At 59.1% G+C, this 13,256-nt stretch carries 13 protein-coding genes; 6 read left to right on the top strand and 7 right to left on the bottom strand.

The features are described 5' to 3' along the window. The first annotated feature begins 38 nt into the window (after positions 1 to 38). On the top strand, positions 39 to 2,177 hold the full coding sequence (gene katE, locus HNR03_RS29795) for a catalase HPII (protein WP_222589199.1): 2,139 nt from the start codon (positions 39 to 41) through the stop codon (positions 2,175 to 2,177). Positions 2,178 to 2,295: 118 nt separating this feature from the next. On the opposite strand, the gene HNR03_RS29790 is transcribed toward katE, so the two are convergent. From HNR03_RS29790 to zur, 4 genes are read right to left on the bottom strand one after another with little or no spacing between them, the layout of a single operon-like run. After that, positions 2,296 to 3,015: a PA5502 family lipoprotein gene (locus tag HNR03_RS29790; RefSeq protein WP_222589198.1), complete on the bottom strand. Its 720-nt coding sequence runs from the start codon at positions 3,013 to 3,015 to the stop codon at positions 2,296 to 2,298. Positions 3,016 to 3,052: 37 nt separating this feature from the next. Continuing rightward, the gene (gene znuB / locus HNR03_RS29785; protein ID WP_090177401.1) at positions 3,053 to 3,841 is read right to left on the bottom strand and encodes a zinc ABC transporter permease subunit ZnuB; all 789 of its coding nucleotides are present in this window, start codon (positions 3,839 to 3,841) and stop codon (positions 3,053 to 3,055) included. Further along, the gene (znuC, locus tag HNR03_RS29780; protein WP_259157688.1) at positions 3,834 to 4,619 is read right to left on the bottom strand and encodes a zinc ABC transporter ATP-binding protein ZnuC; all 786 of its coding nucleotides are present in this window, start codon (positions 4,617 to 4,619) and stop codon (positions 3,834 to 3,836) included. Before znuC ends, znuB begins: the two co-directional genes overlap by 8 nt. Further along, positions 4,619 to 5,101: a zinc uptake transcriptional repressor Zur gene (gene zur / locus HNR03_RS29775; RefSeq protein ID WP_090177408.1), complete on the bottom strand. Its 483-nt coding sequence runs from the start codon at positions 5,099 to 5,101 to the stop codon at positions 4,619 to 4,621. The genes znuC and zur overlap by 1 nt, the downstream gene beginning before the upstream one ends. A 66-nt stretch (positions 5,102 to 5,167) precedes the next feature. Between zur and HNR03_RS29770 the strand changes: the two genes are divergently transcribed. Further along, on the top strand, positions 5,168 to 6,088 hold the full coding sequence (locus tag HNR03_RS29770; RefSeq protein ID WP_259157684.1) for a zinc ABC transporter substrate-binding protein: 921 nt from the start codon (positions 5,168 to 5,170) through the stop codon (positions 6,086 to 6,088). An 89-nt stretch (positions 6,089 to 6,177) separates the two neighbouring features. On the opposite strand, the gene HNR03_RS29765 is transcribed toward HNR03_RS29770, so the two are convergent. Beyond that, a complete protein-coding gene (locus HNR03_RS29765) occupies positions 6,178 to 7,128 on the bottom strand; it encodes a homoserine kinase (RefSeq protein ID WP_259157681.1) in 951 nt (316 codons plus the stop codon). Positions 7,129 to 7,188: 60 nt separating this feature from the next. Then, positions 7,189 to 7,485 (bottom strand): DUF2782 domain-containing protein, encoded by a 297-nt coding sequence (locus HNR03_RS29760; RefSeq protein WP_259157680.1) that lies wholly within the window; start codon positions 7,483 to 7,485, stop codon positions 7,189 to 7,191. Positions 7,486 to 7,559: 74 nt separating this feature from the next. Here HNR03_RS29760 and polA point away from each other — a divergent pair, with 74 nt between their 5' ends. Then, the gene (gene polA, locus HNR03_RS29755) at positions 7,560 to 10,331 is read left to right on the top strand and encodes a DNA polymerase I (RefSeq protein WP_259157676.1); all 2,772 of its coding nucleotides are present in this window, start codon (positions 7,560 to 7,562) and stop codon (positions 10,329 to 10,331) included. A 284-nt stretch (positions 10,332 to 10,615) separates the two neighbouring features. Here polA and yihA read toward each other — a convergent pair whose 3' ends face one another. Next, the gene (gene yihA / locus HNR03_RS29750) at positions 10,616 to 11,260 is read right to left on the bottom strand and encodes a ribosome biogenesis GTP-binding protein YihA/YsxC (protein ID WP_222589192.1); all 645 of its coding nucleotides are present in this window, start codon (positions 11,258 to 11,260) and stop codon (positions 10,616 to 10,618) included. A 191-nt stretch (positions 11,261 to 11,451) separates the two neighbouring features. Here yihA and HNR03_RS29745 point away from each other — a divergent pair, with 191 nt between their 5' ends. The 3 genes from HNR03_RS29745 (at position 11,452) to HNR03_RS29735 (ending at position 13,242) form a co-directional block, all read left to right on the top strand. Continuing rightward, positions 11,452 to 11,742: a cytochrome c5 family protein gene (locus tag HNR03_RS29745; protein WP_222589191.1), complete on the top strand. Its 291-nt coding sequence runs from the start codon at positions 11,452 to 11,454 to the stop codon at positions 11,740 to 11,742. Between the two features lie 46 nt (positions 11,743 to 11,788). Continuing rightward, on the top strand, positions 11,789 to 12,400 hold the full coding sequence (locus HNR03_RS29740; RefSeq protein ID WP_222589190.1) for a cytochrome c4: 612 nt from the start codon (positions 11,789 to 11,791) through the stop codon (positions 12,398 to 12,400). Positions 12,401 to 12,600: 200 nt separating this feature from the next. Then, positions 12,601 to 13,242, top strand: a complete 642-nt coding sequence (locus tag HNR03_RS29735; protein WP_222589189.1) for a thiol:disulfide interchange protein DsbA/DsbL — start codon at positions 12,601 to 12,603, stop codon at positions 13,240 to 13,242. The last annotated feature ends 14 nt before the right edge of the window (positions 13,243 to 13,256 follow it).

Below are 13,256 nucleotides of genomic sequence, written 5' to 3'. Positions count from 1 at the left end.
TGGCTACGGCGGGAATCGCAACGAGGAGTTTAAAACCGATGAGTACCAAGAAGCCTGCCGCTCCAAAAAGCGCACTGGCCGGGACCGATACCCTGGACCGAGGCAACACCAATACCAAGCTCGACAGCCTGGAAAAATTTCGCTCCGATGCCACTGATCAGGCCCTGCGCACCAATCAGGGCGTGAAAGTTTCGGACAACCAGAACACCTTGAAGGTCGGCGCTCGCGGGCCGTCGTTGCTGGAAGATTTCATCATGCGTGAAAAAATCACGCATTTTGACCATGAACGCATTCCCGAGCGCATCGTCCATGCGCGCGGCACCGGTGCTCATGGTTATTTCCAGACGTACGAAAACCATTCAGTCCTGACCAAGGCCGGTTTCCTGCAAGACCCCGGTCATAAAACCCCGGTCTTCGCGCGCTTCTCTACGGTCCAGGGCCCGCGCGGGTCGGGCGACACCGTGCGCGATGTGCGCGGTTTCGCCGTGAAGTTCTTCACCGAGGAAGGCAACTTCGACCTGGTCGGCAACAACATGCCGGTGTTCTTCATTCAGGACGCCATCAAGTTTCCTGACTTCGTGCACGCCGTGAAGCCGGAGCCGCACAACGAGATTCCTACCGGTGGCTCGGCTCACGACACCTTCTGGGATTTTGTGTCCCTGGTGCCGGAGTCGGCGCACATGGTGATCTGGGCCATGTCCGACCGGGCCATTCCGAAAAGCCTGCGCAGCATGCAAGGTTTCGGTGTGCACACCTTCCGGCTCGTCAACGCCGAAGGTAAATCACGCTTCGTCAAATTCCATTGGCGCCCTACCGCCGGGACTTGCTCGCTGGTGTGGGATGAAGCGCAGAAGCTCGCCGGTAAAGACACCGATTTCCACCGTCGCGATCTCTGGGAGTCGATCGAGATGGGCGACTACCCGGAATGGGAGCTGGGCGTACAGATCATCGAAGAGGAGAACGAGCACTCGTTCGACTTCGATATCCTCGACCCGACCAAGTTGATTCCGGAAGAACTGGTGCCGATCACGCCGCTGGGCAAAATGGTGCTCAACCGCAACCCGGACAACTTCTTCGCTGAAACTGAGCAAGTCGCGTTTTGCCCAGGGCATATCGTGCCGGGCATCGACTTCTCCAACGACCCTTTGCTGCAAGGTCGACTGTTTTCCTACACCGATACGCAAATCAGCCGACTCGGTGGACCGAATTTCCACGAGATTCCGATCAACCGTCCGGTCGCGCCGTTCCACAACGGTCAGCGCGATGCCATGCATCGCACCACCATCGACAAGGGACGCGCTTCCTACGAGCCGAACTCGATCGATGGCGGATGGCCGAAAGAAACGCCACCGGCGGCACAGGACGGCGGCTTCGAGACGTATCCGGAGCGCATTGACGCCAACAAGATCCGCCAGCGCAGCGAATCGTTCGGCGACCACTTCTCCCAGGCGCGGCTGTTTTTTCACAGCATGAGCAAGCACGAGCAGGAACACATCATCGCGGCCTACAGCTTTGAGCTGGGCAAGGTTGAGCGTGAATTTATTCGTGCGCGCCAAGTGAATGAGATCCTGGCCAACATCGATCTGGAACTGGCCAAGCGCGTTGCGACAAACCTTGGTTTGCCAGCGCCCAAAGCCGGCACCGTCGAAGTGCGCAAGACGTCGCTGGATCGCTCACCGGCCCTGAGCCAAGCGAACCTGCTGCCGGCGGATATCAAAACCCGCAAAGTGGCAATTCTTGCAGCCAACGGCGTCGATGGTGCAGCGATTGATGCCATGAAGAAGGCGCTTCAAGCAGAAGGCGCGCATGCGAAATTGCTCGGCCCGACTTCCGCGCCCGTGAAAACGGCAGATGGCAAATCACTGCCGGTGGATGCATCGATGGAAGGATTGCCTTCGGTGGCGTTTGACGCCGTATTCGTACCGGGTGGCGCAGCGTCGATCAAAGCATTGAGCGGCGATGGCGTGGCGCTGCATTACCTGCTCGAGGCGTACAAGCACCTGAAAGCCATTGCGCTGCATGGCGAGGCTAAACAGTTGTTGGATGTGCTCAAGCTTGAGGTCGATGCGGGGCTGATCGTGGGCGCGGATGCCAAGTTGATCAAACCGTTCTTTGCCGCCATCGGGCAGCATCGGGTTTGGGATCGGGAGCCGAAGGCCAAGGCGATTCCGGCTTAAGGATTTGTGTAGTCAGGGACGACGCCTTCGCGAGCATGCTCGCTCCCACAAAGATTAATTTCGTTCGCTATTTCGTGAACGATTAAATCCTGTGGGAGCGGGCTTGCCCGCGATGCTTTTAAGGCTGCTTACGCGGACTCAAGACCATTTGCGCGGGAACGTTGCGCAGGATCTGCTTCTCAAGCTTCAGATCAAACCCGGAATCCAGCTTCTTCACCCTTTTGGTGAGCAACGTCGCCAACCAAGGAAAATCCTCGGTACGTGGCGCTTGAATGCTCACGTCGCACTGGTAATTCACCACATCAGCAGCAATCGCATCGAGTTGCCGGCGAAGCTTTGTCATATCCGCGAGGTTCAGCGCGATCGTCGTGCTTTCTGCCGTCGGATCGATCACTTTCGCCTGGGGCTGGGCCTCTGCAGCCATGAGCGCAGCTTCGGCTCTATCCAGTTCAGCCTTGCGAGCATTGACGATGGCGTTGTTGACGCCCCCTGTCAGCGCCGGAGCCTTGGGCATCAACGCGCGAGCACGGGCCAGCGCCGTTGCGGCAGCATTGACATCGCCTTTTTGCAGCACGATCTGGCTGCGACGCAGGTACGCTTCAGCCAATTGCCGCTGATACGGCACAAGGGATGGATCGTTCGGCGACTGCGCCTGTAAGGCAGCCAGTTGATCTTCGGCAGTGGCCAGCTCGCTGCTGGCCAGGTTTTGTTCCAGCTGCGCGATGGCCGCAGCCCGTGCATCGGTCGCCTCAGTGGCGGCCGGCGGCGTGCTTTGACATGCGCCCAGTAGCAGCGAAAATGCGACAAGGAGCAGATAACGGGAGGCTAACAGCTTCATTCCTGCGACTCTCTATTTGCGCAAAAAACGAGCAAGTCTACACCCCTCGACGGGGCAGGACAAAACTCAGCAGAAACAGTGCGGCGGCCGTCACAACAATTGACGGGCCCGCCGGGGTGTCCTTGAACCATGACAACGCCAACCCGCCACAGACCGCGAGCATACCCAGCAGGCTCGCGCCCAGTGCCATCTGCTCCGGTGACCTGGCGTGACGTTGTGCCGCAGCCGCCGGAATGATCAGCAACGAAGTGATCAGCAACACACCGACAATCTTCATCGCCACCGCGATCACCACGGCGATCAGTAACATCAGGGTCAGGCGCAACGCCGCGACCGGCAAGCCTTCGACCGTGGCCAGCTCTTCATGCACCGTGATTGCCAGCAACGGCCTCCACAATGTCACCAGCAAGGCCAAAACAGCCGCGCTGCCGCCGAGAATCCAGGACAAGTCAGTCGGACTGATCGCCAGCAAGTCGCCAAATAGATAGGCCATCAGGTCGATCCGCACTTCGTGCATGAAGCTTAGTACGACCAGGCCCAAAGAGAGCGTGCTTGGCGCGAGAATGCCTAAAAGCGTGTCGGAAGCCAGTGGCTGACGTTGTTGCAGGGTCACCAGCAACACCGCCAACAGCAGGCAGCCAACGGTGACGGCCACGGCCGGGCTGACATCCAGCAGAAAGCCCAACGCCACACCCAGCAAGGCCGCGTGGGACAAGGTATCGCCGAAATAGGCCATGCGCCGCCAGACCACAAACGACCCCAGAGGTCCCGCGACCAGCGCCAAAGCCAGACCTGCAAGCAGGGCGTAAAGCAGAAAATCAGCCATGCTTGCAGCTATCTCCATGGACGTGGGTATGGACCGCCGGGGTCGCGGTGACCACCGAGCCATGCAGGTCATGGGCGTGGTCGTGATGGTGGTGATAAATCGCCAGGCTTTGCGCGTTCTTTCCGAACAACTCGACGAAAGCCGGATCGCCGCTGACCTGTTCCGGGTGCCCGGAGCAGCAAACATGGCGATTGAGGCAAACCACCTGGTCGGTGGTGCTCATCACCAGGTGCAAATCGTGGGAAACCATTAACACGCCACAACCGTGACGGTCGCGCAGGCGTGTGATCAAGCTGTAGAGCTCGGCCTGACCGGCCACATCGACACCTTGCACGGGTTCGTCGAGCACCAGCAATTGCGGTTCGCGCAACAATGCCCGAGCCAACAACACGCGCTGCATTTCGCCGCCGGAAACACTTTGCACCGGACTGTCGATCACCTGTTCGGCACCGACTTCCTTGAGGGCCGACAGGGCCATGGCGCGATCCACGCCCGGCACCAGGCGCAAGAAGCGCAGCACCGAAAGCGGTAACGTCGGGTCGACGTGAAGTTTTTGCGGCATGTAACCGACGCGCAGCTTCGGCTTGCGCCAGACGCTGCCGCTGTCGGGCTTCAGAAGGCCGAGCACCGCCCGAACCAACGTGGTCTTGCCCGCGCCGTTAGGGCCGATCAGTGTGACGATCTGCCCTGGCTCAACACTCAGATCGATGTTGTCCAGGACGTTTTGCCCGGCAAAAGTGACGGCAACGTTTTCGAGGCGGATCAGCGTGTTGCTCATCAAGCCCCCTGACATCCCGAGCAGAGCCCGACCACTTCAACGGTCTGGCCTTCGACGATGAAACCGACATCCTTCGCGCTGCCAACGATGGCGTCGCTGATGGACTTCTGCTCCAGCTCGATGGCGGCGTGGCATTCGCGGCAGATCAGGAACTGCCCTTGGTGGGCATGCTCCGGGTGATTGCAGCCGACGAAGGCGTTCAGTGAGGAGATGCGGTGCACAAGGCCGTTTTCCAGCAGGAAATCCAGCGCACGGTACACAGTGGGCGGCGCGGCACGGCGACCGTCCTGCTCGCTGAGCACTGCCAGGATGTCGTAGGCGCCCAGCGGTTTGTGGCTTTGCCACACCAGTTCCAGCACCCGCCGACGCAAGGCGGTCAGGCGCAGGCCTTGCCGCGCGCACAAAGCATCGGCCTCTGACAGAGCGCTATGCACGCAATGAGAGTGGTCGTGGGGACGGCTGGCAATCGGTGTTTTAGGCATGAGCGGCGACGAGTTTTGTGAGAGACGTTATTATGTTACCCGTTCTCGCCTCTTCGAGTGGTCATCGTGTCCCGAATTTTTTCCTTCTTTGTCGCCTTTTCCGCCAGTTTCCTGTTGATCGGTTCGGCTCATGCTGACGTAAAAGTCCTGACCAGCATAAAGCCACTACAGCTGATTGCCGCTGCGGTGCAGGACGGCGTGGCGATTCCGGAAGTGCTGCTGCCACCGGGCGCTTCGCCGCATAACTACGCGCTGCGCCCTTCCGACGTACGGAAGGTGCAGTCGGTGGATCTGCTCTACTGGATCGGTCCGGACATGGAAGGTTTCCTGCCTCGGGTACTCAATGGCCGCTCGCTGCCAAGCGTCGCGGTGCAGGATCTGCCGGGGCTGAAATTGCGTCGCTTCGCCGAAGATAGCCACTCACATGCCGAAGAAGCCGACGAGCATGACCACGATCACCGCCCAGGCAGCCTGGACGCGCATTTGTGGCTGTCGCCGGTCAATGCCCGGGTCATCGCCGCGAAAATGGCGGCTGACTTGAGTGCCGCGGACCCGGCCAACGCAGCACGCTATCAAAGCAACCTCAAGGCATTCGATGAGCGTCTTGATGCGCTGGATATTCGCCTGAAGAAACGTCTGGCCGCTGTCGAAGGCAAACCCTACTTCGTGTTCCACGAAGCGTTCGACTACTTCGAAGACGCCTATGGCCTCAAGCACACCGGCGTGTTCAGCGTTGCCGCCGAAGTGCAGCCGGGAGCCCAACACGTCGCAGCGATGCGTGCGCGGTTACAGGAAGTCGGCAAGACCTGTGTATTCAGCGAGCCGCCATTGCGCCCACGCCTGGCGGAAACCCTGGTAGCCGGCCTGCCGGTGAAACTGGCGGAACTGGACGCGCTCGGCGGATACACCCCGGCGACCGCTCAGGGGTATGAGCAAGTGTTGGAGAAGTTGGGGAATGATTTGGCGGGGTGCCTGGAGTCGCTTTAAACCTATTCGGCTTCGCCTCAATCGCGGGCAAGCCCGCTCCCACAGGTTCGCGGTGATCCTTGTGGGAGCGGGCTTGCCCGCGATGCTTTTCAGAGGGCGAAGGGCAATGAAGTACTAACCTTCTGGCGCTGCGCCAAGCGCTGCTGAAATTCCATCGGATCGTGAATCAACACGTCCTGCCCGGCGAAAGATTCCGCGGCGATCAACCGTGACAACCAGAACCGCACACACGCCACGCGCAGCATGGTCGGCCACAGCTCAGCCTCGGCTGCCGTGAACGGTCGCAACGCAGCGTAAGCCCCGAGCAACGCCCGCGCTCGCGGTCCGTCGATCAGCCCGTCTTCATCCGAACACCAGTCATTCAATGCAATCGCAACGTCATACAGCATCGGGCCCGAACAGGCGTTGTAGAAGTCGATCAGGCCGGTCAGGTGCGTGCCTTCGAACATCGCGTTGTCGCGGAACAGGTCCGCGTGGATGTTCGCCCGTGGCAACGCGAGAATTTTCGTCTTCTGCTCGGTGATTTCATCCAGTGCACGTTGCAGCAGATCGCTTTGCTCGGCATTCAGGTGCGAGAGGAACTGCGTGCCCTCCTCCAGCATCCAGTCCAGGCCACGATCAGTCTTGCGCTTGATCATGTTGGCCTGGGTCGCCAAGTGCAGGTGGCCGAGCAACTCGCCAACTTGAGCGCAATGCTGCGCATTGGCTTCCTTGATGTGCTTGCCGGCCAGGCGTGGCTGCAACAACGCGGGTTTACCGGCCAGTTCGCGCAGGGCGACACCGTCGGTGGTTCGCAGTGCATACGGCACTGGCAGGTCAGCCTCGTGCAGCACGTCGAGCAGTTCGATGAAGAATGGCATCTCCTGAACCGGACCACGCTCAACCAGGGTCAGGACAAATTCGCCCTGCTCCAGGCTGATAAAGAAATTGGTGTTTTCGCTACCGGCGGCAATCCCCTGGAAATCAAGCAGGCGGCCGAGCCCGTATGGGGCGAGAAAGGTTTCCAGCTCGGGCCGAGCCAGCGGGGTAAACACAGACATGGTTAAAAACTGCTCAGTTCGGGCGCCGCGATTAAGCCGGCGCCGATTAAAGTTAGGAAACTACTTCCAGGTAAAAATTTCCCACGACGGAATCAACATATCCGGCTGGTCGGAACGTATGTAGTTCGCGTCTGAACCATCGGCGCGCACCAGGAAATAGGGTTTGCCCACCTTCGGTGTGACCTTGATCGCATACACGAATCCACTCCGGCTGTATTCCTGAATGACCTTGTCACCTTCCTTGTGCGTCTTGATGGTAACTTCCGGCTCCGAAGTCGGCGCGGTGCCCGCCGCCATGACGGCAAGCGGAACGGTTGCAAACAAGCCAGCCAGCAACAGGCGATTTAGTGTGCGCATGATAACCTTGTCCCTTTGTCGTCAACGGTCCCGCTATTCTAGCGCCGGACCCGCCGAAAAGGTTGATCCTGCTCATGAGCCAAGCCCCCCTCGTCCTGGTGGACGGTTCTTCTTACCTGTATCGCGCCTTTCATGCACTGCCGCCGCTGACCACGTCCAAAGGTTTGCCGACCGGTGCGGTCAAAGGCGTGTTGAACATGCTCAAGAGTCTGCGCAAGCAGTACCCGGACAGTCCGTTCGCTGTGGTCTTCGACGCCAAGGGCGGGACCTTCCGCGACGAAATGTTCGCCGAGTACAAGGCCAATCGTCCGAGCATGCCCGATGACATGCGCGTGCAAATCGAGCCACTGCACCAGAGCGTGATTGCCCTGGGCTTTCCATTGCTGTGCGTCGAAGGCGTCGAAGCCGATGACGTGATCGGAACCCTGGCCCGCAGCAGCGCGGCCGCCGACCGCCCAGTGGTCATCTCTACCGGCGACAAGGACATGGCCCAATTGGTCGACGGCCACATTACCTTGGTCAATACCATGACCGGTAGCGCGCTGGACGTGGAAGGCGTGAAGGAGAAATTCGGCGTCGCTCCCGAGCAGATCATCGATTATCTGGCATTGATGGGCGATTCTTCCGACAACATTCCCGGCGTTCCAGGCATCGGTCCAAAGACGGCGTCTGGCTTGTTGGTCGGCGTAAACGGCGGCCTGACCGAGCTATATGCGAATCTCGACATCGTTCCGACGCTGCCGATTCGCGGCGCCAAGACTCTGCCGGCCAAGCTGGAAGAGCACAAGGAGATGGCGTTCCTCTCCTATCAACTGGCGACCATCAAGATCGACGTACCGCTGGACATCGGTCTCGACGATCTGCAAATGGGCCAGCCGGATCACGACAAACTCGCCGAGCTCTACACCCTGCTGGAATTCAAAAGCTGGTTTGAAGAAAACCAGCGCGATGCCAAGCGTTCCGGTCAGGAAGTCTCTGTTCCGGTGGTTGAAGAAGCCGCTGTCGACACCGAGCTCAAGTACACAACGATCCTCACCCAATCCGATTTCGATCTGTGGCTGAAGAAACTCAACGACGCCAAGCTGATCGCCTTTGATACCGAAACCACCGGCATTGATGCGCAGCAGGCGCAATTGGTGGGCCTGTCTTTCGCTGTACAAGCCAACGAAGCGGCCTACATCCCGCTGACCCATTCCTACATGGGCGTGCCGGATCAGCTGGATCGCGACACCGTGCTGCGGGCGCTGAAACCGATTCTGGAAGACCCGAGCAAACTCAAGGTCGGCCAGCACGCCAAGTTCGACATGAATATCCTGGCCAACTGCGCCATCGGCGGCGACCAGAGCTGCGGCATCACCGTGCAAGGCATCGCTTTCGACACGATGCTCGAATCCTACGTGCTGGACTCCACGGCTACCCGCCATGACATGGACAGCCTGGCGCTCAAGTACCTGAATCACACCACCACCAGCTTCCAGGACATCGCAGGCAAAGGTGCCAAGCAGCTGACCTTCGACCAGATTTCCCTGGAACTGGCCGGGCCTTACGCCGCAGAAGACGCCGACGTGACGCTGCGCCTGCATCAGACCCTGCAGGAAAAGCTCAATGCCATTCCGAGCCTGAGTAAAGTCCTGAGCGAAATCGAAATGCCGCTGGTGCCGGTGCTGGCACGGATCGAACGCCAGGGCGCGCTGGTCGATGCCAACCTGCTGGGCATTCAGAGCGTTGAACTGGGCGACAAAATGGTCGCGCTGGAACGCGAGGCGTTTGCCATCGCCGGCGAGGAGTTCAACCTCGGCTCGCCCAAGCAACTGGGCGTGATCCTGTACGAAAAACTCGGCCTGCCGATCCTCAGCAAAACCGCCAAGGGCCAGGCATCCACCGCCGAAGCAGTGCTGGCTGAACTGGCCGAGCAGGATTACCCGCTGCCTAAAGTGCTGATGCAGTATCGCTCGATGAGCAAGCTGAAAAGCACGTACACCGATCGCCTGCCAGAGCAGATCAACCCGCGCACCGGGCGGATTCACACCTCGTACCACCAGGCTGTCGCGGCCACTGGCCGTTTGTCGTCCAGCGATCCGAACCTGCAGAACATCCCGATCCGCACCGCCGAAGGCCGTCGCATCCGTCAGGCATTCATTGCCCCCAAAGGCTACAAGCTGCTGGCAGCGGACTACTCGCAAATCGAACTGCGGATCATGGCTCACCTGGCCAAGGATGAAGGGTTGCTCCATGCGTTCCGCAATGACCTGGACGTGCACAAAGCCACGGCGGCCGAAGTTTTCGGTGTCGAATTGGCCGACGTCACCACCGATCAGCGTCGCAGCGCCAAGGCGATCAACTTCGGTTTGATCTACGGCATGAGCGCGTTTGGCCTCGCCAAGCAGATTGGCGTTGATCGCAAACAGTCACAGGCGTACATCGACCGCTATTTCACCCGCTACCCGGGTGTTCTGGAGTACATGGAACGCACCCGCGCCCAGGCAGCCGAGCAAGGTTTCGTTGAAACCATTTTCGGACGTCGTCTGTACTTGCCGGAAATCAACGCGAAAAACCCGGCCCTGCGCAAAGGCGCCGAGCGCACGGCAATCAACGCCCCGATGCAAGGCACCGCGGCGGACATCATCAAGAAAGCCATGGTGGCGGTGGATAACTGGCTGACGACCTCAGGCCTCGACGCCAAAGTCATCCTGCAAGTGCACGATGAACTGGTGCTTGAGGTGCGTGAGGATTTGGTCGACCAGGTTCGCGACGAAATTCGCGCGCACATGAGCGATGCCGCGAAACTCGATGTCCCGCTTCTGGTTGAAGTCGGCGTGGGTAACAACTGGGACGAGGCTCACTGAGCCGTCTAGATCGGGGTTTTCTGCTGCGGCACAGTGCCGCGGCAGAACAGCTGAGGGGGCTTATTTCGGAAAACGAGGGGACTTATTTCAAATGGTTTCTGAAGCGCCGGAACTAAACCTGTGAACTGCCACTCAGAGTTACTGAATGGCTGGTGAAGCCCTTCGATGCTCCTATGTTGTGTTAAGTGTTGGCAGATATCTGGACCCCGCCCTAGCGGTCCGGAACTTGAACCCCGGAACTTCCCCCTCCCCATAAGAAGTCCGGGGTTTTTTTTGCCCGCGATTTATTGCCCGGCAACCTCCGAGCCCTTGTCCGCGAGTTCCATCCAGCCTGCCAGTACAGTGTAGGCGTCTTCCAGGCCCATGCGTTTCGGCGCCGAAAACAATTGGATGCTGATCGCATCACCCCAGCCTTTGCGAATATCCGCCTGAACCTTGAGCAGGACGTTTTTCGCTGCGCCGTACGTCAACTTGTCGGCTTTGGTCAGCAAAATGTGCATCGGCATGCCACTGGCAACCGCCCAGTCGAGCATCAACAGGTCGAAGTCAGTCATTGGATGGCGGATGTCCATCATCAGGATCAGACCTTTCAAACTCTCGCGACCACCCAGATAAGCTTCCAGGTGACGCTGCCAGTGCAGCTTCAGCGGAATGGGTACTTTCGCGTAACCGTAGCCCGGCAGGTCGACCAGACGACGATCATCGTCTAGCTTGAAGAAGTTCAAGAGTTGCGTGCGACCCGGAGTTTTCGAGGTTCGCGCCAGGCTGGCATGCGTCAGGGTGTTCAACGCGCTGGATTTACCGGCATTGGAACGCCCGGCGAATGCCACTTCGAAGCCTTCGTCGTCAGGACATTGATCGACTTTGGCAGCGCTGAGCATGAAGGTGGACTGTTGGCACAGGCCGAGGATGGGGTTCTTGAGTTGCATGGGATTTCCGATGTGGGCGGCGCCGGGAATGGACGCGGCGAGCAGTGTCGTTTCCGTTTCAGTGACGCCAGTATATAATGCCGCAGATTTTGTGTGCGCTTTGTCCCAGCGTAGGATGAAGTTCACGAGAGCGAATGACCTTGATTGCGCATTAGAACGCAAAACGCTCTCAACCCTGAAAAGGTCGTTTTATGACGAAATGGCTGCTAGTTGCCGGTGTCTTGATGCCGCTTTACAGCGCTCAGGCTACACAGGATCCGGAAACTGTGTACAACCGTGTTTGTGGTGCCTGTCATTCCGGCCAACTACCCATGGCCCCCCAAAAGGGCGATCAGGAAGCTTGGACGCCGAGGTTGGCGAAAGGTATGGAGACGCTGGTGCAACACGTGACCCAGGGTTTCAAGGCGATGCCGCCGCGTGGTTTGTGCATGGACTGCAGTGCCGAGGATTACCAGGCCATCATCCACTGGATGAGCGAGTGATCCCGGTCCATAACTCTTTAACCCTTAGCCGTAGTTGGATTAGCTGATGAACAAATTGATCGTGAGTCTGCTGTTGACCGTGGGGATCTCCGGCATTGCCCATGCTGCAGGTGATGCAACTGCTGGTCAGGCGAAAGCCGCAGTATGTGGCGCCTGTCATGGCCCGGATGGCAATAGCATGGCGCCTAACTTTCCGAAACTGGCAGGCCAGGGCGAGCGTTATCTGAACAAGCAGCTGCACGACATCAAGTCCGGCAAACGCACGGTACTGGAAATGACCGGACTGCTGACCAACCTGAGTGATCAGGACCTGGCCGATATCGCCGCCTACTTCTCCAGCCAGAAAGGCAGCGTTGGCGCCGCCGACCCTAAAGTCGTGGCTCGCGGTGAAGCATTGTTCCGTGGTGGTGACCTGGCCAAGGGCCTGCCCGCCTGCACCGGTTGCCACTCGCCCAATGGCGCAGGCAACCCGGCAGCTGGCTTCCCACACCTGGGCGGTCAACACGCTCAATACGTTGCCAAGCAACTGACCGAATTCCGCAAGGAAGAAGGCGGCCGCACCAACGACGGCGACACCAAAACCATGCAGACCATTGCCAAGCGGCTGAGCGACGAAGACATCGCAGCAGTGTCCAGCTACATTCAGGGCCTGCACTAAGACCGGCGAATCGGGCGTCGCGCAGGATGTACATCTCCTGCCACGTTAACGCTCCATTAATCCGTCGCAGCAAGTATAAAAAGGGTGGCTTAGGCCGCCCTTTTTTGTGGCCGCTGCCGTTACACTACAGAACTCACGCCCGCCATGACCTGTCTGAAAACAGGTCGCGCGAAGCGACCAAAATTGTCCAGGAGTAAAGCATGCGTAATCTGATCATCAGCGCCGCACTCGTCGCTGCCAGCCTGTTCGGCATGACTGCACAAGCTGCCGAAGCACCCGCCGCCCCTTATGTCGAACTGAGCAATCCGGTTCCGGTCGCCGTGCCTGGCAAAATCGAAGTCGTGGAGCTGTTCTGGTACGGCTGCCCGCACTGCTACGCTTTTGAACCGGTGATCAATCCTTGGGTCGAGAAGCTGCCTTCGGATGTAAACTTTGTCCGCATTCCGGCGATGTTCGGCGGCCCTTGGGATGCACACGGCCAGATGTTCCTGACCCTTGAAGCCATGGGCGTCGAGAGCAAGGTTCACGCCGCGGTGTTCAACGCGATTCAGAAAGAACACAAGAAGCTGACCGATAAAGCCGACATGGCCGACTTCCTCGCCACTCAAGGCGTAGACAAGGACAAGTTCCTCGCGACCTTCGACTCCTTCGCCATCAAGGGCAAGATCGTCCAGGCGCGTGAACTGGCCAAGAAATATGAAATCTCCGGCGTTCCAACCATGATCGTCAACGGCAAGTATCGCTTTGACGTGGGCTCTGCCGGCGGTGCCGAGCAAGCCCTGCAACTGGCCGACAAACTGGTCGACAAAGAGCGAGCGGCTAACAAGGCTGCCGCCAACTAAGCGCGGGGCCTGCC

Source organism: Pseudomonas sp. JAI111 (assembly GCF_024809425.1).
GTDB lineage: Bacteria > Pseudomonadota > Gammaproteobacteria > Pseudomonadales > Pseudomonadaceae > Aquipseudomonas.
This window is presented reverse-complemented; position numbering and strand designations above follow the sequence as displayed.

Bases quoted from the DNA above. Each gene is read 5' to 3' on its own strand.
- katE (WP_222589199.1), top strand. From the start codon at position 39: ATGAGTACCAAGAAGCCTGCCGCTCCAAAAAGCGCACTGGCCGGGACC.
- HNR03_RS29790 (WP_222589198.1), bottom strand. From the start codon at position 3,015: ATGAAGCTGTTAGCCTCCCGTTATCTGCTCCTTGTCGCATTTTCGCTG.
- znuB (WP_090177401.1), bottom strand. From the start codon at position 3,841: ATGGCTGATTTTCTGCTTTACGCCCTGCTTGCAGGTCTGGCTTTGGCG.
- znuC (WP_259157688.1), bottom strand. From the start codon at position 4,619: ATGAGCAACACGCTGATCCGCCTCGAAAACGTTGCCGTCACTTTTGCC.
- zur (WP_090177408.1), bottom strand. From the start codon at position 5,101: ATGCCTAAAACACCGATTGCCAGCCGTCCCCACGACCACTCTCATTGC.
- HNR03_RS29765 (WP_259157681.1), bottom strand. From the start codon at position 7,128: ATGTCTGTGTTTACCCCGCTGGCTCGGCCCGAGCTGGAAACCTTTCTC.
- HNR03_RS29760 (WP_259157680.1), bottom strand. From the start codon at position 7,485: ATGCGCACACTAAATCGCCTGTTGCTGGCTGGCTTGTTTGCAACCGTT.
- polA (WP_259157676.1), top strand. From the start codon at position 7,560: ATGAGCCAAGCCCCCCTCGTCCTGGTGGACGGTTCTTCTTACCTGTAT.
- yihA (WP_222589192.1), bottom strand. From the start codon at position 11,260: ATGCAACTCAAGAACCCCATCCTCGGCCTGTGCCAACAGTCCACCTTC.
- HNR03_RS29745 (WP_222589191.1), top strand. From the start codon at position 11,452: ATGACGAAATGGCTGCTAGTTGCCGGTGTCTTGATGCCGCTTTACAGC.
- HNR03_RS29740 (WP_222589190.1), top strand. From the start codon at position 11,789: ATGAACAAATTGATCGTGAGTCTGCTGTTGACCGTGGGGATCTCCGGC.
- HNR03_RS29735 (WP_222589189.1), top strand. From the start codon at position 12,601: ATGCGTAATCTGATCATCAGCGCCGCACTCGTCGCTGCCAGCCTGTTC.